This is a genomic window from Thiopseudomonas sp. SA1F2-1K, from assembly GCF_057443035.1.
The window spans coordinates 1,302,163-1,326,695 of sequence record NZ_CM172014.1; the positions used below are offsets into that span (position 1 = coordinate 1,302,163).

General features: G+C 48.6%; 18 protein-coding genes. All 18 read right to left on the bottom strand.

Annotation, left to right across the window (positions count from 1 at the left end):
- Positions 1-60: 60 nt before the first annotated feature.
- Positions 61-2,403, bottom strand: a complete 2,343-nt coding sequence (gene ligA, locus AC2T15_RS06295; protein ID WP_486777798.1) for an NAD-dependent DNA ligase LigA — start codon at positions 2,401-2,403, stop codon at positions 61-63.
- Positions 2,404-2,512: 109 nt separating this feature from the next.
- A complete protein-coding gene (gene zipA, locus AC2T15_RS06300) occupies positions 2,513-3,370 on the bottom strand; it encodes a cell division protein ZipA (protein ID WP_053102495.1) in 858 nt (285 codons plus the stop codon).
- Between the two features lie 129 nt (positions 3,371-3,499).
- Positions 3,500-5,392 carry a 1-deoxy-D-xylulose-5-phosphate synthase gene (gene dxs, locus AC2T15_RS06305; protein WP_486777799.1) on the bottom strand — a complete coding sequence of 631 codons (1,893 nt, stop codon included), beginning with the start codon at positions 5,390-5,392 and terminating at the stop codon, positions 3,500-3,502.
- A gap of 180 nt (positions 5,393-5,572) precedes the next feature.
- A complete protein-coding gene (locus tag AC2T15_RS06310) occupies positions 5,573-5,917 on the bottom strand; it encodes a zinc ribbon domain-containing protein YjdM (RefSeq protein ID WP_053099663.1) in 345 nt (114 codons plus the stop codon).
- Between the two features lie 132 nt (positions 5,918-6,049).
- Positions 6,050-7,738, bottom strand: coding sequence for a 30S ribosomal protein S1 (gene rpsA / locus AC2T15_RS06315; RefSeq protein WP_053099664.1), 1,689 nt, complete (start codon positions 7,736-7,738; stop codon positions 6,050-6,052).
- Positions 7,739-7,887: 149 nt separating this feature from the next.
- The gene (gene cmk, locus AC2T15_RS06320; protein ID WP_486777800.1) at positions 7,888-8,565 is read right to left on the bottom strand and encodes a (d)CMP kinase; all 678 of its coding nucleotides are present in this window, start codon (positions 8,563-8,565) and stop codon (positions 7,888-7,890) included.
- On the bottom strand, positions 8,562-10,805 hold the full coding sequence (locus AC2T15_RS06325; RefSeq protein WP_486777801.1) for a bifunctional prephenate dehydrogenase/3-phosphoshikimate 1-carboxyvinyltransferase: 2,244 nt from the start codon (positions 10,803-10,805) through the stop codon (positions 8,562-8,564). The genes cmk and AC2T15_RS06325 overlap by 4 nt, the downstream gene beginning before the upstream one ends.
- Positions 10,795-11,910, bottom strand: a complete 1,116-nt coding sequence (gene hisC / locus AC2T15_RS06330; RefSeq protein ID WP_486777802.1) for a histidinol-phosphate transaminase — start codon at positions 11,908-11,910, stop codon at positions 10,795-10,797. The genes AC2T15_RS06325 and hisC overlap by 11 nt, the downstream gene beginning before the upstream one ends.
- 67 nt (positions 11,911-11,977) lie before the next feature.
- A complete protein-coding gene (gene pheA / locus AC2T15_RS06335; protein WP_053099668.1) occupies positions 11,978-13,072 on the bottom strand; it encodes a prephenate dehydratase in 1,095 nt (364 codons plus the stop codon).
- Positions 13,073-14,155 (bottom strand): 3-phosphoserine/phosphohydroxythreonine transaminase, encoded by a 1,083-nt coding sequence (gene serC / locus AC2T15_RS06340; protein WP_053102500.1) that lies wholly within the window; start codon positions 14,153-14,155, stop codon positions 13,073-13,075.
- Positions 14,156-14,163: 8 nt separating this feature from the next.
- Entirely contained in the window at positions 14,164-16,935 is a 2,772-nt protein-coding gene (gene gyrA, locus AC2T15_RS06345; RefSeq protein ID WP_486777803.1) for a DNA gyrase subunit A, read from the bottom strand.
- 95 nt (positions 16,936-17,030) lie between these two features.
- Complete coding sequence (mtnA, locus tag AC2T15_RS06350; RefSeq protein WP_286593504.1) at positions 17,031-18,104, bottom strand: S-methyl-5-thioribose-1-phosphate isomerase; 1,074 nt, start codon at positions 18,102-18,104, stop codon at positions 17,031-17,033.
- 46 nt (positions 18,105-18,150) lie between these two features.
- A complete protein-coding gene (gene msbA, locus AC2T15_RS06355) occupies positions 18,151-19,977 on the bottom strand; it encodes a lipid A export permease/ATP-binding protein MsbA (RefSeq protein ID WP_053099672.1) in 1,827 nt (608 codons plus the stop codon).
- Between the two features lie 47 nt (positions 19,978-20,024).
- Positions 20,025-20,729 carry a DnaA regulatory inactivator Hda gene (gene hda, locus AC2T15_RS06360; protein WP_486777804.1) on the bottom strand — a complete coding sequence of 235 codons (705 nt, stop codon included), beginning with the start codon at positions 20,727-20,729 and terminating at the stop codon, positions 20,025-20,027.
- A gap of 42 nt (positions 20,730-20,771) precedes the next feature.
- The gene (locus tag AC2T15_RS06365) at positions 20,772-21,947 is read right to left on the bottom strand and encodes an AI-2E family transporter (protein ID WP_064502516.1); all 1,176 of its coding nucleotides are present in this window, start codon (positions 21,945-21,947) and stop codon (positions 20,772-20,774) included.
- Positions 21,948-21,979: 32 nt separating this feature from the next.
- Positions 21,980-22,534 carry a CDP-alcohol phosphatidyltransferase family protein gene (locus AC2T15_RS06370; protein WP_286593501.1) on the bottom strand — a complete coding sequence of 185 codons (555 nt, stop codon included), beginning with the start codon at positions 22,532-22,534 and terminating at the stop codon, positions 21,980-21,982.
- 79 nt (positions 22,535-22,613) lie between these two features.
- Complete coding sequence (locus tag AC2T15_RS06375) at positions 22,614-22,913, bottom strand: BolA family protein (RefSeq protein ID WP_053099675.1); 300 nt, start codon at positions 22,911-22,913, stop codon at positions 22,614-22,616.
- 93 nt (positions 22,914-23,006) lie between these two features.
- On the bottom strand, positions 23,007-24,350 hold the full coding sequence (locus AC2T15_RS06380) for an OprD family porin (RefSeq protein ID WP_286593500.1): 1,344 nt from the start codon (positions 24,348-24,350) through the stop codon (positions 23,007-23,009).
- Positions 24,351-24,533 lie beyond the last annotated feature (183 nt).

Consider the following 24,533-nt stretch of genomic DNA (forward strand, 5'->3'; position numbering starts at 1 on the left):
CTGATGATAAAAAATCCCACTGTAGTTAAAGCCACAGTGGGATTTTTCACATAACAATAGTTAGCCCTGCAAGCGCTGCAGCAACTCGATAAAAGCAGCCTCATCCAGCACCTTAACCCCTAACTCTTGAGCTTTAGTTAGCTTAGATCCCGCACTTTCACCCGCCACCACAGCACTGGTTTTACTCGATACTGATCCCGCCACCTTAGCCCCTAAAGCCTCCAAAGCCTGTTTACCTTGGGCTCGAGACAAACTACTTAAGGTACCGGTTAATACCCAGGTTTCACCCTGCAACGGTAAACTGGGTGCCTCTACAGACGGCTGTACGCTCCAGTGCATACCAAAGGCTAGTAACTGCTGCTCGAGCTGATCAGCCTGCTTGAGTTGCTCGCTATCGGCCAAAAACTCACGCAAGACCTGGGCAGAGCGTTCGGGAAAGCGCTCAATACTACGTAAATCCAGCCAGTCAGCCGCTTTTAACGCAGCAAAGCTGGTAAAGGCCGTGGCCAAGCGCTGAGCATTGGTTTTAGCAATACCCGGTAAATTAAAGCGCTCAATAAACTCAGCAAAACTTACCGCTCCGACTAACTCTGGCGCAATAGCCTCTGCCTTAGGTAACAGCACACCATTTGTTTGCAGCTGAGAAACAACAGCCAGATTATGCGCGTCTTGAAAAAAGTTATAAATTTCATGGGCTACTTCATTGCCCACTTCCGGCAACCAGCTAAGCAAACTAGGCAGTGCTTGACTAATACGAGTCAAACTTCCTAACGAGCGAGCCAGCAACTTAGCCGTTTCTTCACCCACATTCGGAATACCTAACGCATAAATAAAACGCGCCAGACTCGGCTGGGTACTGGCCTCAATCGCATTGAGTAGATTCTGCGTCGATAGTTCCGCAAAACCTTCAAGCGTCAAGAGCTGCTCGGCAGTCAGTAGATATAAATCCGCAGGCGATTTCACTAAACCACGATCGACCAGCTGATCAATAATCTTTTCTCCTAGCCCATCAATTTCCATGGCTTTGCGTGAGACAAAGTGCAACAAGGCCTGCTTGAGTTGAGCTGGACAGGTTAAGCGCCCGACACAGCGCCAGGTCGCCCCTTCACTACGAATGGTTTTTCCTTTGCTATGCCGCGCTAACTGGCTACGCTCTACTTCCGCACCACAAGCCGGGCACTCGCTTGGCATGCTGATCTCACGCGCGGCTGCAGGCCTGCGCTCTAGCACTACCTGGGTTACCTGTGGAATAACATCACCGGCCCGACGAATAATCACTGTATCGCCAATTTTAAGGCCTAAGCGCTGCACCTCATCCATATTATGCAAGGTTGCATTGGACACGGTTACGCCCCCCACATGCACTGGTTTTAGACGTGCCACCGGGGTAATCGCACCGGTGCGTCCGACCTGAAACTCTACATCTAACAGCTCTGTCAGCTCTTCTTGAGCAGGAAACTTATGGGCGATCGCCCAGCGTGGCTCTCGCGCCCTGAAACCCAATTGCTGTTGCAGGGCTAAGCGATCAACCTTAAATACCACCCCATCAATTTCATAGCCTAGCTCAGCGCGCTTAGCGCCGAGCTGGGCAAAATACTGATTACAGCCTGCAATACCTTGTACCACCTGCATTTCAGGACTGATTGGTAAACCTAACTGTTTTAATACCTGAAGTGTTTGACTATGGCTATCGGCTAAAGGTTGGCTGACTAAGCCAACGCCATAGGCACAAAAAGTTAGCGGCCTCTGGGCAGTGATGCGCGGATCTAACTGGCGCAAGCTGCCAGCTGCCGCATTACGTGGATTAGCAAAGGGTTTAGTATTAGTTTCCAACATGCGCTGATTCAACTCAGCAAAAGCAGCTAACGAAATATAAACTTCGCCACGCACCTCTAAGCGCTCGGGCACTGATTCACCCTGTAAGCGTAAAGGAATATTCCGAATCGTTCGTACATTACTGGTAATATCTTCACCTGTCGCGCCATCACCTCGGGTTGCGCCACGCACTAACTCACCCTGCTCATACAACAGACTCACCGCCAACCCATCGAACTTTGGCTCACAACAAAAACTTAACGGCTCACTGCTCGCCAATGCCTGTTCAATTCTGCGACCAAAGTCTTGCATTTCCTGCTCAGAAAATGCATTGCCTAGGCTTAACATCGGCAGCGCATGCTGCACTGTAGTAAAAGCTGCCAATGGCTGACCACCCACACGCTGGGTCGGTGAATCACGGCTGATTAACTCGGGGTGTGCTTGCTCTAGCTGCTTTAATTGATTAAATAATCGATCGTATTCACTATCAGGAACACTGGGCTGATCCAATACATAATATTGATAGTTATAGTCATTTAATTGCTGACGCAATTGCTCAACTTGATCCTGTAATGGATGTGTCGTCATGAATCAGTACTCACTCAGGTGATACAGCTACCACTAGCTGTCTTCTGTTGCTTTGAAACAAAAAGAGCAGCCAAAGCTGCTCTTATTAATACACAATACCCTTAAAGCTTTAATCAGCGCTGTGCTGCAGTTTATTACGCAATTGACGCTGCTTAAACTCAAAGTTGGCAATCCGCTGACGATAATGTTCAACGGTTTGAGTGGTTAATACACTGGCTTGATCATCTTTTAAATCACCGCCTAAGCTGGTAGCTAAATGGGTAGCTGCTTCTAGCATCAACTCAAACGCTTCAGCTGGCGCACTTGGGCCTGGCAACTGCATAAAGAAAGAAACGGCCGGTGTTTTAAAGTCGTTAATGGTTTCCAGATCAAAAGTACCAGGAGCAACAGCGTTAGCCATCGAGAATAAAGTGTCGCCATGACCTGTCATATTGGTGTAACGATGGAAAATATCCATATCACCATAACGCAGCCCATTAGATAAAATACTCTGTAATAAATCAGGGCCTTTAAAGCCTAGCGGCGAGCGCGCTAAAACAATAATCACTAACACTTCAGAGGGCTCTAAGGCTTTTTTGCTGGCGGCAGCTTCCGCCTCAGTCGCCGAAAAACTGGGCTCATCCTCTTTATCGGCAGTTAATCCTGAATCATCGGCATTGGTTTCAGTTGGTGTTATACGCTCAGACTGAGTGGCAGACAGCCTTGAGAAATCTTCGTTTGCATTGAGTGTGGGCTCATCCATAGCCAGATCATCTAGCGCTGAAAGTTTCGGCTCTGTTTTGGGCTTAACTACCCGAGGAGCGCTTAATATTTCAGACGAGGTACTATCACCCTCATCATCTTCAGGTGGTTTAGTCAGGTCAAACTTAAGCTTATTGCCGCTAATACGTCTCCAGCCATCAAATAGGATAGCGGCCATAGCGATCACGCCAATAATGATTAACCATGTATGTAGCCCTAACCCCATTACCTGAAACTCCAAAAATTAACCAATCAATAACAAAACACACCTTAAAGGCGGAACACCTAGTATAACTGAGATACAGATTAAGAAAATACTCGGTTGTTCCGTCTATTTACAATAAAAACTGCTTATTTAAACTTTTTCCGCTAATAGCTGCTGATAAGCCTCAATTTGCCGTGCAATTCCCGGCGCATCGAGTCCACACTCAGCCAACATTTGTTGTGGTGAGGCATGCTCTACGTAATAATCCGGTAAACCTAGCTGCAATACCGCAACATTCTGACCTTGGCTATGCAGATACTCGGTAACCGCACTGCCCGCTCCTCCCATAATCGCATTCTCTTCAATGGTTACCAGCAAACTATGCTGGCGTGCTAACTCTAGGGTCAAGGCGGTATCGAGTGGCTTAACAAAACGCATATCCACCACAGTGGCATCTAAATTTTCTGCTACCTCTAGCGCTGCGGCCAGCTGTACACCAAAGACTAAAATGGCCACGCCTGAGCCTTGGCGCCGCACCACACCTTTACCAATGGCTACGCTGTCTAAGCCGTCTTCAATCTTAGCTCCAGGTCCTGTGCCCCTTGGGTAACGCACAGCGGCTGGCCCGGCATATTGATAACCCGTGGTTAGTAATAAACGTAGCTCATTTTCATCACTGGGCGTCATAACCAACATATTAGGAATACAGCGTAAATAGGATAAATCAAAACTTCCGGCATGGGTCGGACCGTCTTCGCCGACTAAACCCGCACGATCAATGGCAAACAACACATCTAAATTTTGCAGCGCCACATCATGAATTAATTGATCATAAGCGCGTTGTAAGAAGGTTGAATAAATCGCCACCACCGGCTTAGTCCCTTCACAGGCCATACCCGCAGCAAAGGTAACAGCATGCTGCTCAGCAATCGCCACATCAAAATATCGCTCAGGATAACGCTGACTAAAGGCAATCAAGTCTGAGCCTTCTTTCATCGCCGGAGTAATCCCCATCAAACGTGAGTCTTCGGCGGCCATATCGCACAGCCACTGACCAAACACGTTAGAGTAGCGTGGCTTAGCTACAGTTTTAGGCGCTACTGCCGTCTGTGCTCCACTAATCGCATGATAGGTAATAGGGTCAGCCTCAGCAGGACTAAAGCCTTTGCCCTTTTTAGTTACCACATGTAGAAACTGTGGTCCCTTTAAATCTTTTACATACTTTAACGCAGCAACAAGTGCCGGAAGATCATGCCCGTCGATAGGGCCAATATAGTTCCAGCCAAGCTGCTCAAACATCACCGCCGGTGCTAACAACGATTTAGCTTTTTCTTCTGTTTTACGCGCAATCTCTAACGCACCTGGTAGCATCGACAGCAGCTTTTTCCCTTCTTCACGCACCGTGGTAAAAGGTGGGCTGGTTAATAAACGGGTAAGATGTTGAGACAAGCCACCGACATTATTTGAGATGGACATATCATTGTCATTTAGCACCACTAGCATATCGGCTTTAACTTCCGGCGCATGATTAAGCGCCTCAAAAGCCATCCCCGCGGTCATTGCACCATCACCAATAATCGCCACGGTTTTACGCTGCTCACCCTTTAATTTTGCGGCCACCGCCATACCTAAGGCAGCACTGATTGAGGTACTGGAATGCCCCACACCAAAGGTGTCGTACTCGCTTTCTTCACGCCGTGGAAAGGCTGCAATTCCATCTTTTTGGCGCAAACTGCTCATTTGCTCTAAACGTCCGGTGAGCATTTTATGCGGGTAGCCTTGATGCCCCACATCCCACACTAAGCGATCTTCTGGTGTGTTATAGACATGATGTAAAGCAATGGTCAGCTCAATCACTCCTAAACCTGCCGCGAAGTGCCCACCGGTTTCGCCCACTCGCCACAATAAATGCAAGCGCAACTCATCGGCTAACTGAGCAAGTTGCGGCTCGGTAAATAGGCGCAAGGTTTCCGTTTGCTGAACTTGATCCAGCAAAGGTGTCACTGGACGCGTTGTAGGAATTTCATGAAAAATTTTAGGCATTGCAGCATTCATAAAAAGTAAAAAGATGGCACAGTTTAACGTAAAGCGCAGTTTTAGCCCAATAAACTAGTACCCGTTATTATTGAACCCTAAATACTGCAAACTAAAAGCTGAGTCACTCACCGTTAAACGCAGAAAAGCCAGCAGTATAGCTGGCTTCTAACAAGAACAGGCGAATCCTTAAGCTTTTTTCATAAAGCAAGATTTCAGCATAAACTTCTGCCCATTCACTCGGCAATCAACGTCATGATCGCCCTCTACTAACTTAATATTAGTGATGCGGGTACCGACTTTTAATACGGTAGAGGTGCCCTTCACTTTTAAATCTTTAGTGAGGGTGACGGTATCACCATCATACAAAGGGGTGCCGTGGGCATCACGAAACTTAGACTCTTCAACGCTGCTTGAATCGTCTTGACCCGCTTCCATCGGCCATTCGTGACCACAGGTAGCACACACATAGTGGTCACGATCGGGATAAGTAATTTCTTCTGCACATGCAGGGCATGCTGGAAAATCTGCCATATTAACCTCAACTCAGACTAATTATTATTAGAACTGCCAAAGCAAACGAGCATTTCTGATCAGGATGAAACCTTATAAAACAATAAACCTCCCGAAGGAGGTTTATTGCGTAGCAGCTGAATAACCTAAAACTTAGTTTTGGTTTTCCATTTGCTGACGGATCAGGTCACCAATAGTGGTAGGACCTGCCGCTTCAGCGGCTGCAGTGTCTTGCTTACGCAATTCTTTCATCGCATCTTTTTCGTCTTCAGCGTCTTTAGACTTGATAGACAAGTTAATTACGCGTGCTTTACGATCAATATTGATGATTTTTGCTTCAACTTCGTCGCCTTCTTTCAACACGTTACGTGCATCTTCTACACGGTCACGACTGATTTCAGAGGCTTTTAACGTAGCTTCAACTTCGTCAGCTAAAGTAACGATGGCACCTTTAGCATCAACTTCTTTAACTACACCTTTAACGATGCTGCCTTTGTCGTTGATTGACGCGTAGTTAGAGAATGGATCATCTTCTAACTGCTTGATACCGAGAGAAATACGCTCACGCTCTGGATCTACCGAGAGGATTACGGTTTCTAGCTCGTCGCCTTTCTTGAAGTTGCGAACCGCTTCTTCGCCAGCTTCGTGCCAGCTGATGTCTGATAAGTGAACCAGACCATCGATGCCGCCTTCTAGGCCGATAAAGATACCGAAGTCAGTGATTGACTTGATGGTACCGGAGATTTTATCGCCTTTGTTGAACTGGCTTGAGAAGTCTTCCCATGGGTTAGTTTTGCACTGTTTGATACCCAGAGAAATACGACGGCGATCTTCATCGATGTCCAGAACCTGAACTTCAACTTCGTCACCAACGTTAACTACTTTAGATGGATGGATGTTTTTGTTGGTCCAGTCCATTTCAGACACGTGTACTAAACCTTCAACGCCTTCTTCTAATTCAGCGAAGCAACCGTAGTCAGTCAGGTTAGTTACACGGGCCATTACGCGAGTACCTTCTGGGTAACGCGCAGTGATTGCTACCCATGGATCTTCACCTAATTGCTTCAGGCCTAAAGATACACGGTTACGCTCGCGGTCGAATTTCAGTACACGTACTTCTACTTCGTCGCCAACGTTAACGATTTCTGATGGATGCTTGATGCGCTTCCACGCCATATCGGTGATGTGCAGTAAGCCGTCAACACCGCCAAGATCCACGAACGCACCGTAGTCGGTGAGGTTCTTAACGATACCTTTAACTTTCTGACCTTCTTGTAGGTTTTCAAGCAGTGCTTCGCGCTCAGCGCTGTTCTCTGCTTCAAGAACGCTACGACGAGAAACTACAACGTTGTTGCGCTTCTGGTCTAATTTGATCACCTTAAATTCTAGCTCTTTACCTTCGAGGTGAGTGGTGTCGCGTACTGGACGCACATCCACTAAAGAACCAGGTAGGAAGGCACGGATGCTGTTAACGTCAACAGTGAAACCACCTTTGACCTTACCATTAATAACACCAGTAACCACTTCCTCAGCGTTAAACGCAGCTTCCAGAACCAGCCATGCCTCAGCACGCTTCGCTTTCTCGCGGGATAGTTTGGTTTCACCAAAGCCATCTTCAACCGCGTCCAGCGCAACGGGAACTTCGTCACCCACTTTAATGGTCAGTTCGCCTTGTTCGTTTAAGAACTGCTCTACTGGGATTACACCTTCAGATTTCAGACCAGCGTGAACGGTTACCCAATCACCGTCGATATCAACAACTAAACCGTTGATGATCGAACCTGGTTGCATATCTAGGTCTTTTAGGCTTTCTTCAAAGAGTTCTGCAAAGCTTTCGCTCATGTTTATTCCTGCATGGATAGTGGGCTTAATTGCCCTAGCCACATTCCAGATCAATGTGGGTTCGTTAATTATAAAGTCAGCTAAAGTGCAGTGTCTGGGCTACTTGAGCTGCCTTGGCGAGCCTGATCTTAAAGCAGATAAGGACTCTACTAAACCAAGTGGCGCTCGGCCACTTGATCAAGAATGCGTTGCACCACCTGCTCAATGCTCAGCTGCGTCGAATCTAAGATTAACGCATCTGGCGCGGGCTTAAGCGGCGCCGTTGCACGACCCATGTCGCGCTCATCGCGCTCACGAATCTCTTGCAAAAGACTCGCAAGTTTAACCTCTTCGCCCTTGGCTTTCAACTGCAAGTAACGTCTTTGTGCTCGCTCTTCAACGCTTGCGGTTAAAAATACCTTAAGCTCGGCACTTGGAAATACCACGGTGCCCATATCGCGGCCATCACAGACCAAGCCTGGCGGTTGACGAAAATCATACTGACGCTGCAGTAAGGCGGTGCGCACTTCAGGAATCGCCGCCACCTGAGAAGCCAAGCCACCGACCTGCTCGGTACGAATGGTTAAGCTGACATCTTCACCGGCTAACAGCACCTGATCCTGCAAAAACTGTACCGGTAGATTTTTCGCCAAGGCAAGCAACTGCTCATTAGCACTAAAAGCCAACTGCTGTTGGCTAGCTGCCAGCGCCAGTAGTCGATACAACGCGCCTGAGTCCAACAAGTGCCAGCCTAGTTTTTTGGCTAAAATCCCAGCCACAGTCCCCTTGCCCGAGCCGCCTGGACCATCAATGGTAATCACCGGTGCCGCGCTGACTGCTGAGTTCATAGGCTGTGCTCTTCTCTAACATGCATACCGACTTTTTCACATAACTGTAAAAAATCAGGAAACGAGGTCGCCACATGAATCGCATCATGAATAATAATTGGCTGACTCGCACGTAATGCGGCAACACTAAAAGACATGGCAATTCGGTGATCGCCATGGGCCCAGACTTCGCCACCACCCATAGGCTGACCACCTTCAATCACGATACCATCCGGCAGAACTTCGGTTTTTACCCCTAGGGTAGCTAAACCATCGGCCATTACTTGAATTCGATCCGACTCTTTGACCCGTAATTCTTCGGCATCACGTAATACAGTTTTGCCTTCGGCGCAGGCAGCAGCGATAAATAAAACAGGGAACTCATCAATCGCTAGAGGAACTAGATCGCTAGGAATCTCAATTCCTTTTAGCTGACTGGAACGCACCCGAATGTCAGCGACTAGCTCACCACCCACCTCATGCACTCGCTCAAGGCTCAGATCAGCGCCCATTAAGCGCAAAATATCAATGACTCCAGTACGGGTTGGGTTGATGCCCACGTGCTCTAGCACCACTTCTGAATTCGGCGCAATACAAGCAGCCACCATAAAGAATGCCGCCGAAGAAATATCCGACGGTACTTCAATCTTGGTTCCGGTTAATTTGTGGCCACTTTCAACCTTAGAAATAGCACCATGCACTTCAACTGGGTAACCAAAACCGCTCAGCATCCGTTCGGTATGATCACGGGTCGGTGCTGGTTCTTCTACCGAGGTTTCCCCCCCTGCATATAAGCCCGCCAACAAAATACAAGATTTTACCTGAGCGCTGGCCATTGGCATCTGGTAATGCATACCCGTAAGTTTTTGTCCGCCACGAATGGTCAAAGGGGGTCGCCCCTCTGCAGCGGTTTCAATTACCGCACCCATTTCCCGCAACGGTTTTGCAATCCGGTTCATCGGCCGCTTAGATAAAGAGGCATCACCGGTCAAGGTGCTATCAAACGGCTGCGCCGCCAGCAACCCTGACAGCAAGCGCATGGTAGTGCCTGAGTTGCCCACGTAAATAGGGCCTGGCGCCGGCTTCAAACCATGTAAGCCGACCCCATGCACCACTACGCGTCCCTCTTGGGGGCCTTCAATCACCACCCCCATATCACGAAAGGCCTGGATGGTGGCTAAGGCATCTTCGCCCTCTAAAAAGCCTTCAATTTCGGTTTTGCCTTCGGCCAAGGAGCCGAGCATGATTGAGCGGTGCGAAATAGACTTATCACCTGGCACGCGAATTGTGCCCTGTACGTGTCCGCCTGGATTGGCAATAAATTTCAAATCATGATTCTGCATGGTGTCTACATAGGCCCTGCGAGCTAAAATTTTACTGAAATGTTCTCTGGCCATTTTGGCACGAGTGAAAACACCTAATAGATAATGTCCATCATGTTCTGCAACTGCCGTACGCAGTTGCTGCAAGTCATGGGTAAACGCATCTAACTGGGCTAATACAGCCTCTGAATTAGCTAAAAAAATATCATGCCACATCACCGGATCACTGGCTGCAATCCGGGTAAAGTCTCTAAAACCGCCAGCAGCATAGCGAAATATTTCTAAATTTTCATTACGCTTAGCCAAGGAGTCCACTAAGCCAAAGGCTAGTAGATGCGGCAGATGACTGGTGGCGGCGAGTACCTGATCGTGATATTCCACGTCCATAAACTCGACTTCAGCACCTAACAGCTCCCACAGTTGTTTAACGCAGGCTAAGGCCTGCGCTTGAGTATTCGGTTCAGGGCTTAAAATCACTTTATGCTGGGCAAAAAGCTCGGCATTGGCTGCGGTTACCCCGCTTTTTTCTGAGCCAGCAATCGGATGACCAAACACAAACTCAGGCGGCACCTCACCAAAAATCTCAAGTACTGCTTGGCGTAACTGTGTTTTACTGCTCCCAACATCAGTCACTATTACCTGCTGTAACTCCAGCTGATGTAACTGCTGCAGGGTTTTCTCCATTGCCAAAATCGGCACTGCCAACACGATCACATCTGCCGTGCGGCACACTTCAAGACTATCGCCCGCTTGATCGACAATCGCCAACTGTTCAGCCAAGCGGCAGGAGTTCTGATTAAGATCAACCCCTAGCACCTCGGAGAAATACCCCGTTTGCTTAACTCCCTTAGCAAAGGACGCGCCAATTAGTCCCAGGCCAACTACCACTAAACGCTGCATTGGCGCCGGATCGAATAGCCGCTTGCCCTTACTTGGCATCCGCAAGCACCTGCTCTAATACCTCAATAAAGCGTGCGTTTTCTTGCTCAGTACCCACAGATACACGCAAGAATGTCGGCATCGCGTAGCCGGCCACCGGGCGCACAATCACACCTTGCTCCAGTAACGCCTGATTGATCGGCGCCGCATCACGGGCAAAATCCACCGCAATAAAGTTACCACGCGATTCAATATAACTTAATCCAAGCCGATCAAAGGCCGTGCTGAGCTGCTGCAAGCCTTGCTTATTACTGGCTCGACTTTCTTGCAAATACTCTTCATCTTCCAGTGCCGCCACTGCCGCCACTAAGCCTAAGCTGTTGACGTTAAAAGGCTGGCGAATACGATTCAGCACATCTGCAATCATCGGCGAAGAAATCGCATAACCAATACGGAGCGCTGCTAAACCATAGGCCTTGGAGAAGGTTCGAGACACGATCAAGTTGGCATGCTTGGCCAAAAAATCCATGCCATCGGGTAACTCACCCGGCTCGGCATACTCAATATAGGCCTCATCTAGCACGACAATCACATGCTCAGGCACCTGGGCTAAAAAATCAGCCAATGCCTGTTGATCAAACCACGTACCCGTTGGATTGTTCGGGTTCGCAATAAATACCACCCGAGTATTGGCATCGATCGCAGCCAAAATAGCCGGTAAATCATGCCCATAGTTATTTGCTGGAATTTCACGACACTCAGCCCCCACTGCCATCGTCGCAATCGGGTAGACAGCAAACGCATGCTGACTAAACACCGCATTTAAACCAGGAGCCAACCAGGCTTTAGCCACCAACTCCAAAATATCATTGGAGCCATTGCCTAAGGTGACTTGCGCCGGCTCAACGGCGAACTTTTGTGCCAGCGCTTGCTTTAAAATAAACCCATTACCATCGGGATAACGCGTTAACTCAGGCACCGCCTGACTAATCGCCGCAATCACTTTTGGACTCGGGCCTAATGGGTTTTCATTACTGGCTAACTTAACAATTGAATCAAGCGGCAAGCCTAGCTCACGGGCTAGCTCATCAGCGGGTTTACCCGGCACATAAGGCGCTAACTGCTGCACGCCAGGTAACGCTTGGGCTAAAAAATCAAAACTCATGACTGTCCCCCTAAGTAAAACGACCTCATTACTGAGGTCGTTAAACTGTATCTAACTCATCAAAGGATTAAAGTACCGCTTTTGGGTAGGAACCCAAGACTTTGACCCCAGCACTGCCCTGGGCAATTTTTTCCAGCGCTGATTTCACCAGCGGGTCGGACTGATGCCCAAGCAGATCAATAAAGAACACATAGGTCCATTTACCACTGCGCGACGGACGCGTTTCAATTCGCGTTAAGTCAATCCCATGCACATGAAATGGGATCAACAGCTCATGCAACGCGCCAGGTTTGTTGTTCACAGAGACAATAACTGAGGTTTTATCGTCACCCGTAGCCGGTACATGCTGATTACCAATGATTAAAAAGCGCGTGGAGTTATCAGGACGGTCTTCAATTTTCTCATCGAGAATTTTCAACCCATACAGCTGCGCCGCCATATCACCTGCAATTGCGGCACTGTTCCACTCACTTTTCACCCGTTTCGCTGCTTCAGCGTTACTGGCTACAGCCACGCGCTCGACATTTGGATAATGGGCATCAAGCCACTTACGGCACTGCGCTAGCGACTGGGCATGGGAATAAATACGTGTAATATGATCAGTTTTAGTGTTTTCACCCACCAATAAATGATGGTGAATACGCAGCTCAACTTCACCACAAATAACCAGATCGTGCTCTAAAAAGCTGTCGAGGGTATGGTTAATTGCCCCTTCAGTGGAGTTTTCTACCGGAACCACACCAAACTGCATTGCCCCAGCTGCTACTTCACGGAAAATCTCATCAATCGCTGCCATCGGCTTGCTGGTTACCGCTTGGCCAAAGTGCTTTAAAGCAGCGGCTTGGGAGAAGGTTCCTTCAGGTCCCAAATAAGCCACCTTGACTGGCTGCTCTAATGCAAGACAGGTTGACATGATCTCGCGAAACAAGCGCGCCATTTCTTCATTATCAATCGGCCCTTGGTTTAGCTGCATGATACGCTTGAGCACTTGCGCTTCGCGCTCAGGACGATAGAAAATAACTTCTTCGCCCTCTTGCTGCTCACGGGTTTTAATATGACCCACTTCTTGGGCACAACGCGCACGCTCACTGATCAGCTCGAGAATTTTCTCATCCAGCTGATCAATCCGAATACGTAACGCGTGTAACTCTTGCTCACTCATTTACGCTTGTTCCTTTTCAAATTCACGCATGTAATCCACTAAGGCTTGCACCGAGTGAATATCCACTGCGTTATAAATCGAGGCACGCATGCCACCGACCGAACGATGGCCTTTTAGGTTTAGTAAGCCACGGGCTTCAGCACCGACTAAAAACGCTTTATCTAAGCGCTCATCGGCTAAACGAAACGGAATATTCATCCACGAGCGCGCATTCAGAGCCACTGGGTTGTTATACAACTCACTTTGATCAATAGCACTGTAAAGCAGAGCTTGCTTTTCGCGATTTCGCGCTTCCATTGCCGCCACACCGCCTTGCTCTTTGAGCCACTGGAAAACCAAGCCTGCTAAGTACCAAGCGTAGGTTGGTGGTGTGTTATACATTGAACCGTTATCGGCAGCGGTTTGGTAATTAAGCATGGTTGGACAAATTGCCCGCGCCTGCCCCAGCAGGTCTTCACGGATAATCGCCACCACTAAGCCACTAGGACCAATATTTTTCTGCGCGCCCGCATAAATCATGCCAAAGTCGGCCACATTGATTTGGCGTGACAGAATATCCGAAGACATATCCACCACTAACGGCACTTCTCCGGTTTGCGGCACCCAATTAAACTGTACGCCACCAATGGTTTCGTTCGAAGCATAGTGCACATAGGCCGCATCTGGCGTTAACTGCCATTGGCTCTGTTCTGGAATTCCAAAGTAATCCAACTCTTTACCGCTGGCAGCGATATTGATTTGCCCAAAACGAGCCGCTTCTTGGCTACTTTTGCGTGACCAAATTCCGGTATCAATGTAATCCGCCACCTTACCTTCAGGCAGTAAGTTCAGAGGAATCTGAGCAAACTGCTGGCTGGCACCGCCTTGCATAAACAACACTTTATAGTTATCTGGAATCTGCATTAAATCACGCAGATCTTGCTCCGCCTGCTCAGCAATGGCTACATAGTCGGCACTGCGGTGACTCATTTCCATCACCGATAAACCTTTGCCTTGCCAATCGAGCATTTCCGCTTGGGCGCGCTGCAATACTGCTTCGGGGAGCGCAGCAGGTCCTGCGCAAAAGTTATGGGCTCTACTCACTTAGCTTCTCACTCTTCACTGTCTGCGTCGTCGGCTGTAGGCTCAACACCCGCAACATCGGCGATCTCTGGGTTATCTATTAACTCCGCTGACTCAGCGGCACTGTCTAGCTCATCCTCAACATCATCCGGCTCTTGCACACGCTCAAGACCTACCAGCTTCTCTTCATTGCCAAGCTTAATTAAGGTGACGCCTTGGGTGTTACGCGACTGCGAAGAAATCTCATCAACACGGGTACGCACCAAGGTCCCCTGATCAGAAATCAGCATAATTTCTTCGCCATCCAGCACCTGAATGGCGCCAACCAGCTTACCATTACGCTCGTTAGTCACCATGGCAATCACACCCTGACCACCACGTCCACGTACTGGGAACTCTTCAATCACGGTTCGTTTACCGTAACCATGCTCAGAGGCGGTCAGAATTTGAGTTTCAGGCTCGGGGATTAACATTGAGATTAACTGTTGCTCATCTAGTAAGCGCATCCCACGCACTCCGCGAGCGGTGCGCCCCATAGAGCGGACTTTACGTTCGTTAAAGCGAATTACTTTACCGCCATCGGAAAACAGCATGACATCTTGCGCGCCATCGGTAATGGCTGCAGCAATTAAGGTGTCGCCCTCTTCTAAACGTAACGCAATCAGACCGGAATTACGTGGACGACTGAACTGGCTCAACGGGGTTTTTTTCACTGTTCCTTTAGCTGTAGCCATAAAGACATAAGCACCCGTTGGCTCTTCCGCCTCCTCCTGCTCCTGCTCTGTCTCAGACTCTTCAGTCTCATCTAAGGCAACTAACTCGCCCTCTAAAATACTGTCGTCCTGCTCATCGAGCAGCTCTTCATCTTGCCCCAGCGACTCTAAATCAACCTGCAGCATGGCGGTGATACGCTCACCCTCTTCTAGCGGCAGTAAGTTAACTAAGGGACGGCCACGGGCAGTACGTGACGCTTCTGGAATTTCAAAGGTACGCTTCCAATACACTTTCCCTTTGCTAGAGAACAACAATAAGGTGGCATGACTGTTAGCCACCAATAGGTGCTCAACAAAATCTTCGTCTTTAACCCCTGTAGCCGCCTTACCGCGTCCACCACGGCGCTGTGCATTATAGGCCGATAATGGTTGACTCTTAGCGTAGCCACCATGGGAAATCGTTACCACGCGCTCTTCTTCAGTGATCAGATCAGCAATGGTTAAATCAACTTGTGAGGCAACAATTTCTGTGCGTCGCTCATCGCCAAAATCTGCCTTAACTTTTTCTAGTTCTTCGCGGATCACTTCCAGCAGACGCTCAGGACTGGTAAGAATATGAATCAGCTCACCAATTTGCTCAAGAATTTCTTGATACTCAGTTAACAGTTTTTCATGCTCAAGGCCGGTTAAGCGGTGTAAACGCAACTCGAGAATGGCTTGTGCCTGCTCTGGCGATAAATAGTAGCGCCCATCACGCATCCCATATTGCTCATCCAAACCTTCAGGACGGCAAGACTCAGCTCCGGCACGCTCAACCATGGCGGCAACTGCGCTAGACTCCCAAGCTGTGGCCAGTAATCGCTCACGGGCTTCGGCTGGGGTTGGTGAGGCTTTAATTAACTCAATAACTGGATCAATGTTAGATAACGCAACCGCTTGACCTTCTAAGATATGTCCACGCTCGCGTGCTTTACGCAGCTCATACACCGTACGTCGAGTGACCACCTCACGGCGGTGACGCACGAACACCTCAAGCATATCTTTCAGGTTTAACAAACGCGGACGGCCATCAACTAGAGCCACGTTGTTAATCCCGAACACGCTTTGCATCTGGGTTTGCGCATACAGGTTATTAAGAATCACCTCAGGCACTTCGCCACGACGCAATTCAATCACCACCCGCATACCGTCTTTATCCGACTCATCGCGCAGCTCAGTGATGCCTTCAAGCTTCTTCTCTTTTACCAGCTCGGCGATTTTTTCAATTAAACGCGCTTTATTGAGCTGATACGGTAACTCAGTAATAACAATCTGCTGGCGAGTTCCAGCTTTATCAATATCTTCAAACTCTGCGCGAGCGCGCATATAAATCCGCCCGCGACCGGTGCGGTAAGCTTCAATAATACCCGCACGGCCATTAATAATTCCCGCAGTTGGGAAATCAGGACCTGGAATAAACTGCATCAGCTCATCAACGCTGAGCTCTGGGTTATCAATTAAAGCCAAGCAACCGTTGATTACTTCGGTGAGGTTATGGGGCGGAATATTGGTTGCCATGCCCACCGCAATCCCTGAGGAGCCATTCACCAACAAACTTGGAATTTTAGTCGGTAGGACCGCCGGAATTTGCTCAGTACCATCGTAGTTAGGCACCCAGTCAACGGTTTCCTTTTCTAGGTCAGCCAGCATTTCATGGGCAATTTTATCCATGCGTACTTCGGTATAACGCATCGCAGCGGCATTATCACCATCTACCGAACCGAAGTTACCCTGTCCATCAACCAGCATATAACGCATAGAGAATGGCTGCGCCATACGCACAATGGTGTGATACACCGCAATGTCGCCATGGGGGTGATATTTACCGATTACATCACCGACCACCCGGGCAGACTTCTTATAGGGCTTATTCCAATCGTTACCCAGCTCACGCATGGCGAAGAGAACCCGGCGATGCACCGGTTTTAAACCATCTCGTGCGTCAGGTAAGGCGCGCCCTACAATCACACTCATTGCATAGTCAAGGTATGACTGACGCATTTCATCTTCGATACTAATCGGAAGGATTTCTCTAGCCAATTCACCCATGGAAGCTTGGTTCCTTTATAATTTCGTTGCTTTAATCAAGCTGTAAATACTACCACAAGGCGCTGCAAGGCGCTCTAACGCTTTTTTGCGCTTTATTAATGGAGTGCTGTTCTACCCATTAACACCTGCATTTTCGCCAAGTTTGGCTGTTCTACTACGCCAAGTTCAGTCACAATCGCATCGATTAGCTTCGCCGGTGTCACATCAAACACCGGGTTAAACGCTGGCACTGCTGCTGCCACAGGCTGCCCAGCAACCTGCAATAGTTCAGCGGCAGCGCGTTGCTCAATGGGAATATCGGCTCCGCTTTCAATACTCATATCAATGGTTGAGCTCGGTGCTACCACCATAAACTTAACGTCATGATAACGTGCTAATACTGCCAAGGCGTAAGTGCCAATCTTATTGGCTACATCGCCAGCGGCCGTGATTCGATCAGCCCCGACAATAACCCAAGTAATATCACCTTCACGCAGCAAGTGCGCGGCAGCGCCATCAATATTGAGACTAACCGGAAGTTGCTCCTGCGCCAGCTCCCAAGCAGTTAAGCGCGAGCCCTGCAACCAAGGCCGAGTTTCATCCACATGCACCAAACTAACTAAACCGGCATGATAAGCCGCGCGAATCACCCCCAACGCCGTACCAAAACCACCGGTTGCCAGCGCTCCGGTATTACAGTGGGTCAGTAATTGCTGCGGTGCATCACACCCCTGTTGGATTAATTGCAAGCCCAGCTCGGCCATACGCAAATTAGCTTCGCGGTCCGCCTGATGAATGCCCAGCGCCGCCGTTAAACACAACGACTCTGCCTCAGCTGCAGTAGCTGCTGGCAACAGAGCAGCTTGCATTTTCTCTAGCGCCCAAAACAAGTTAACTGCGGTAGGCCGTGATGCAGCAAGCTGCTGAATATCAGCCGCTACGGCGAGCTTCCAGTCTGGGTTAGTGCGCTGTTGCTGCACCGATAACAGCACACCATAGGCTGCTGCAATACCAATAGCTGGTGCACCACGTACCACCATATCACTGATGGCTTGCGCCACCTCAGTTGCCGACTGATAAGATAACCAGGACTGACTCAGAGGTAAGACTCGCTGATCCAATAACCACAACTGCTTATCTTGCCATTTCAGAGCGGTAATTTGCTCGGCTGCCAACATTTTTTCACGCACGCTTAGTTCTCACTTCAACATTGAGCCAATCTGACTTAAGTCCAACTTAAGCATCCTGCACCGCTTGCTGCTCAGACTCTAACTGGGTGCTGTGCAACTTGGTGTAATAGCCATTCATCGCCAACAACTCTTGATGGGTTCCGCGCTCAACAATCTCGCCTTTATCCATCACTAAAATCAAATCAGCTTTTTCAATGGTAGATAACCGGTGAGCAATCACCAGCGTCGTACGCCCTTGCACGGCATGATCTAATGCCGCCTGAATATGCCGCTCTGACTCAGTATCTAAAGCCGACGTCGCCTCATCCAAAATCAGTACTGGGGCATTTTTAAGCAATGCCCTGGCAATGGCTAAGCGTTGCCGCTGACCACCAGAAAGCAAGACGCCATTTTCCCCAACCAGCGTTTGATACTGCTCGGGCATGCGTTCAATAAACTCTGCCGCATAGGCAGCCTCGGCCGCAGCTTTCACTTGCTCAAGGCTAGCACCCGCCAATTCACCGTAGGCGATATTATTTGCCACCGTATCGTTAAATAGGGAGACCTGCTGACTCACTAACGCTAAATGATGACGCAAATTTAGCAAATCAAATGCCTCAATCGGTGTGCCATCAAGCGTGATGCGTCCTTGCGTATGGCTATAAAAGCGCGGCAATAAATTAGCCAAGGTTGACTTACCACTACCTGACCGCCCAACTAAAGCCACCATCTTGCCGGCGGGCGCAACAAAACTGATATTTTTTAATACCGGCTCTTGGGTACCTGGATAGGTAAAACTCAGGTTTTCAACCACCAAGTCGCCCTGCACCTGGGTTTTAACTACCTGGCCTTGGTCTTGCTCTGCTGGCTCATCAAGCTGCTCAAAGATACTCTCAGCACCTGCCACACCTTTTTGTACGGTTGAACTCACCTCAGACAACTGGCGAATCGGCTTAGGCAACAACCCCGCTAAGGTGATATAGGCCACCAAGTCACCGGCGGAAGAGTCGCCACGCAAAAACAATACTAAAAACAACAGCACCGCCATTGCGCTATAAATCACTAGTTGTAGCGACGGCGTATAAATCGCATTGGTTTTAACCATCTTTAACTGGCGCTCGGTGTTTTTTTCACTGGCCTCTAAAAACCGTTGTTTTTCATACTGCTCACCACCAAAACTGCGCACCACCCGATAGTTTTGAATGGTTTCAGAGGTCACATGGGTCACATCACCCATAGCAGACTGAATTTTCTTACTTTGTTTACGAAACTTCTTACTGGTAAAGGTCACCATGGTGGCAATTAATGGTAAAACCGCAACCATAACCAGGGTCAGTTTCCAGTTCATCCATAACAAAGTGGCAAATAAGAAAATCACCGTCATCCCTTCGCGCACTATGACTTTGACCGCATCGGTGGCCGCTCCGGTCACCATGGTCACGTTATAGGTAATCCGTGAAATCAAATGCCCAGAGTTATGGTTATCAAAATAGCGGTTAGGCAAGGTCAGCAAATTATTAAATAACTGCACCCGAAGGTCATGCACCAACCCTAAAGAAACCTTAGCTAAAAAATAGTTACCAAGAAACGAGCCGATGCCCTGCCATACTGCAATCAACACCACTAATGCTGGCACTGCTTGCAGTAAACGAATATCTGCCAGAAACGGCACCTGCGGAAATAACACCGCGCTAGGATCGGTGAGTCCATCAACAAAGAATTTCAACATATAACCCAGCATCGGCTGAGCTAAGGCGAATAATAGAAACCCCAATAGGCTCAGAGCAAACCAGCCAATATAGGGCACCACGTACTTTAATAAGCGAAAGTAAATTTTTAAGCTAGAGTCCTCAGCGGTAGCCGCCGACTCAGGAAGAGGTTTCGGGTTAGTCATAACAACTCAGTCACTGATAAATACTGCCGAAGTGTAGCAGACAACCGCTACCAGTTGAGCGTTGCTTTAATGAAAGGAATCGTTAATTTACGCTGCGCCTGCAAAGAGGCCTGATCCAAGCATTCAAGATGGGCAAATAACTGACTCATGCTACGTTCACCACGGGTAAGTAGATAGCGCCCAGCCTCTTCTGAGAGCTGCAAACCACGCCGTGACGCCCTCAGTTGCAGTGCTCTTAATTTATCCTCATCACTTAGATCATGTAATTGAAAGACTAACGCTAACGATAAACGAGACTTTAAGTCCGCTAACTTAACCGGCAACTCTCGAGGCGCGGTATTCGCTCCAAGCAGTAAATTTTTGCCCGAGTCGCGAATTCGGTTAAACAAGTGAAATAAGCCTTCTTCCCAGGCAGGATGCCCAGCAATCACTTGAATATCATCAATACATACCAGGTCACAATACTCTAAGTTATCCAATAACTGAGGGCCATACTTAGCCACTTCTGCCAGCGGCAAGAAGATAGCCCGAGCGCCACGCTCTTGTACCCTAATGCAGGCCGCCTGCAATAAATGACTGCGCCCTACACCTGGCGCCCCCCATAGATACACTAAACTTTCAACCCAGTTGGCATCGGCCTCAGAGATACGCTCTACGTAGCCCAACGCCACTGCATTGGCCCCAGGGTAGTAGTTGGCAAAGGTTGCGTCATCGCGCAACCGAATACCCAAAGAAAGCTGTGATGGATTCATGCCGTTACTAATCGCTTATCATTATGTGCATTGTCATCAGGATCACTCGGCAGCGTTAACCACCTGGGTACTATCCTGCGTTTCTTGCTTAATCAAGCAATACTCACCTTCAGCGGTTACTGACAACCCCTGAGCGGGCTCATCATACTCGTCCGCAGCCGATTGTTCAGTATAAAGATCAGAATCCTTATACATTTCATGCACATGGCGCAACAACACCATAATCACCGCTGCCGCCGGCAAGGCTAACAGCACGCCGGTAAAGCCAAATAACTGCCCGCCCGCCATGATTGCAAAAATCACTGCCACGGGATGCAAGCCAATGCGATCCCCAACCAATAATGGTGTTAACACCATCCCCTCAAGCGCCTGCCCTAGGGCAAATACTCCAACAATGCCCAATAAGGGATACAACTCAAAACCAAACTGAAACACGCCGGCTAACAGCGCCGCCGTAATCCCCACGGCAAACCCCATGTAGGGCACAATACTGGCCAAGCCGGCCAATAGCCCCACTAACAAGCCTAAATCTAAACCTAAAAGCATTAGACCGGTGGCATAAATCCCACCTAACGCCAGCATGACCAATAACTGACCACGAATAAAGGCCCCCAGCACTTCATGGCACTCTTTAGCCATTTTCACTACCGCACCCTCACCGCGTCGTGGTAACAGTCCACGCACTTTGTCGACCAAAATATCCCAGTCTCGTAGTAAGTAAAAACTCACCACAGGAATCAGCACAAAGTTCGCCACAAAGCCAAACAACGCCATGCCCGAAGCCGTCACTTTAGCCAGTAAAAAGCCAGCAGCACCTGAAGTTTTATCCAGATGCTCACTAAAGGCTTGCTTTAACTTATCACCATCTAAAATATCACTGGGCACCCCTAACTTGGTGTGCAACCAAGGCACTGCTGTGTGCTGCACCCAGTCCACCATTTGCGGCAACATGCCATATAATTTCACCAACTGCTTAGAGATGAGTGGCACTAAAAACGCCAGCACACCGGCTAATATCAAGACAATGACCGCAAATACCACTATCACGCCCAAGGTACGCGACAGGCCTCTTTCCTCTAACTTATCAACGAGGGGATCGCCCATATAAGCAATCAACAGACTGACTAAAAAAGGCGTTAAAATTGGCATTACCGCATATAAAAAAGCCAATAGCAGGGCAAGCGCTGCAAACCACGGCCAGTTTTTAATTACACTCATCGTCTTCCCCTCTGTTCCAGGCGTAGTTGCGACTAACCCGCTCGGTCCGCCCTCGTTGCAATAAATTTTTGACTCCAGAGCACCACATAGGCCACCCCACTAAACAGCGTGACGGCCCCAGTGAGATAAACCAAAGCGCTTAGCCATTGCGTTAACTGCAACAACTGTGCAGCCTGCAGGATGCTAAAAAAACCACACAGCACTTGCAGCAGGGTCGACAGCTTACCTAAGACTAATGGCTGCATCCTTAACTGTTGTCGCCACCAATAATACAGCGCAGCGCCTAAGGTAATCACTAGATCACGAATCACCACCAGCAGCACCAACCACCACGGCAAGGCCTCAATTACCGCCAGTACAATAAAGCTGCTGACTAACAACAGCTTGTCAGCTAACGGATCTAACCAAGCGCCTAAACGACTTTGCCAGTTAAAGCGCCTAGCTAAAAAGCCATCCAGTGCATCCGTTACCCCAGCCACAGCAAATAAGGCTGAGGCCGAAGAAAACTGTCGTTCTAGCAACGCCCAAACAATCGGCAACACCAACACTATGCGCAAACAGGTCAATAAATTTGGAAGATGATGCATAGTGTTTGACTCAATCTCATATTCAATAAACTACAGGTTAGTAAGAAAACCAGTGATTTAAGTTCAGCCAAGTCTTAGGTTATTTTAAATCATGCAAACTGCCGCCCTTACACGTCGGCGAGGCTGGCGCTTGGCCTTGCCACTCTTGCTCGGTATACAGATGTAAAGCCAGCGCATGAAATTGCGTCATTAACTCGCCGAGCGCCGCATAAACAGCCTGATGGCGGCGTACCCGCGATAAACCGGCAAAGGCCTCACTGACCACAATGGCTTTGAAGTGTGACTCAGCCCCTCGGCTGTGCATATGGCTTTCATCCAGCACTTCTAACTGAGTTGGCTGAAACTGCTGCTGTAAGACCTGATAAATTTTCTGCTGCATACCACTACTCCCAGTAAATTTTTCCAGTATCTTAAACGAAAAAAGCCCACCATGCAGGTGGGCTTTTAGTGCAAACGTTAACGCTGCTACAACTTACATTAACGGCAAGGTGTAGTTAACAATCACGCGATTTTGGTCAATGTTGCTAACCTTGTCACGTTTCGCATTAGAGCGGAAAGTTGCGTTACGGTAAGACAGGGTCACGTTCTTAAAGGTACCTTCTTGAACGGTGTAGTCTAAGCGTAGGTCACGCTCCCACTCTTTCTCAGTTGAAGAGTTCTTAGCTTGGATATTGCTACCGCGTAGGTAAGCCGCACCAGCTTTCAGACCAGGTACGCCTAAATCAGCAAAGTCATAGGTGTAATCAACAAAGGTAGTGCGCTCACCGGCTTTATTAAAGCTGTTCGCTAAGCGGTCAGTATGCAGATAGAGCGATGCACCGCCAGCCCCTTCATCTGTACTGCCTTGGTTGAGTTGTACAAAGTTACTGCCAGTAGATACCCGCTGATGACCTAGCATTAACGCATGGGCATCCATCTTATAGGTGAAGGCTAAGCTCCAAGTATTGTTGTCGATTTTACCATTTTTGCTGTAGCCACCCACGGTATGCTTATTTTGGAAGCCTAGCGCCTTATCGTTAGCGCCCGTAGCACGGGTGCGGAAGTAACGTAAGTCCGTGTTTAAGCTACGTTTCTCGCCCAGTTCCCAGTTGTGGTTTAAGCCTAAGAAGTTTTGCTTGTAGTAATCTTCTAATTTAGCAAAGTAGTACTGCGCTTTTAGGTCAGGCATTGCTTGCCAATCACCACCAGCGAACCAGAACTTATTGCTCTCAGCGCTACCGCCAGCTACGGCCAAGCCGCTGCGGTTAGTAGATGAACGCCCCACTGCGTGGTTAATTAAACCGCCGGTTAAGGTCAGGTTATCGATCTCTTTAGAAGTGATCTGACCACCTTCAAACATTTGCGGCAGTAAACGGCCATCGTTATTAATCAAGATCGGCAGTTTTGGCTGTAAAGTACCGACACGTGCCTCGGTTTCAGAAACACGCATTTTTGCAGTTAAACCTAACTTGCTGTATTCGCTGCGGGCTTTACCATTGCTCTTGGTTGGGAACAACTGACCAGGCTGACGCGTCTGGCCAGCTTTATCTTCTTTGCCGCCACCGTCTAAACGCAGGCCCAACATAGCCACTGCATCTAAACCAAAACCTACAGTACCTTCAGTAAAACCAGACTGTACGTTTAATACAAAGCCTTGGCCCCACTCTTTGTGCTGACCGGAGTTGCCTTGACGATTATCATGATCGAAATACAGATTGCGCATCTGTAGATCAGCTTTAGTATCGTTTACAAAGTCGGCTTGCGCCACGCTTGGGGCAACAAGTGCTACGCCAGCTGCTGATAAAGCAATCATGCGAGCAAGAGGTTTAATATCCATCAGTTTCTCCCTGGGTTTAACACGGGCTTATTAAGCTTGCGTCAGCTTTATAAGCTGCTTGCTTTTCTATAGTTATGTCGCTTAAAACGCGCACACTGTACTTTTTTTTCAGTAATTTCGCCAGCATTAAGTCAGGCGCATGACCATAGGATGACATTTGTGTGATTTCATCTAAAAACATTA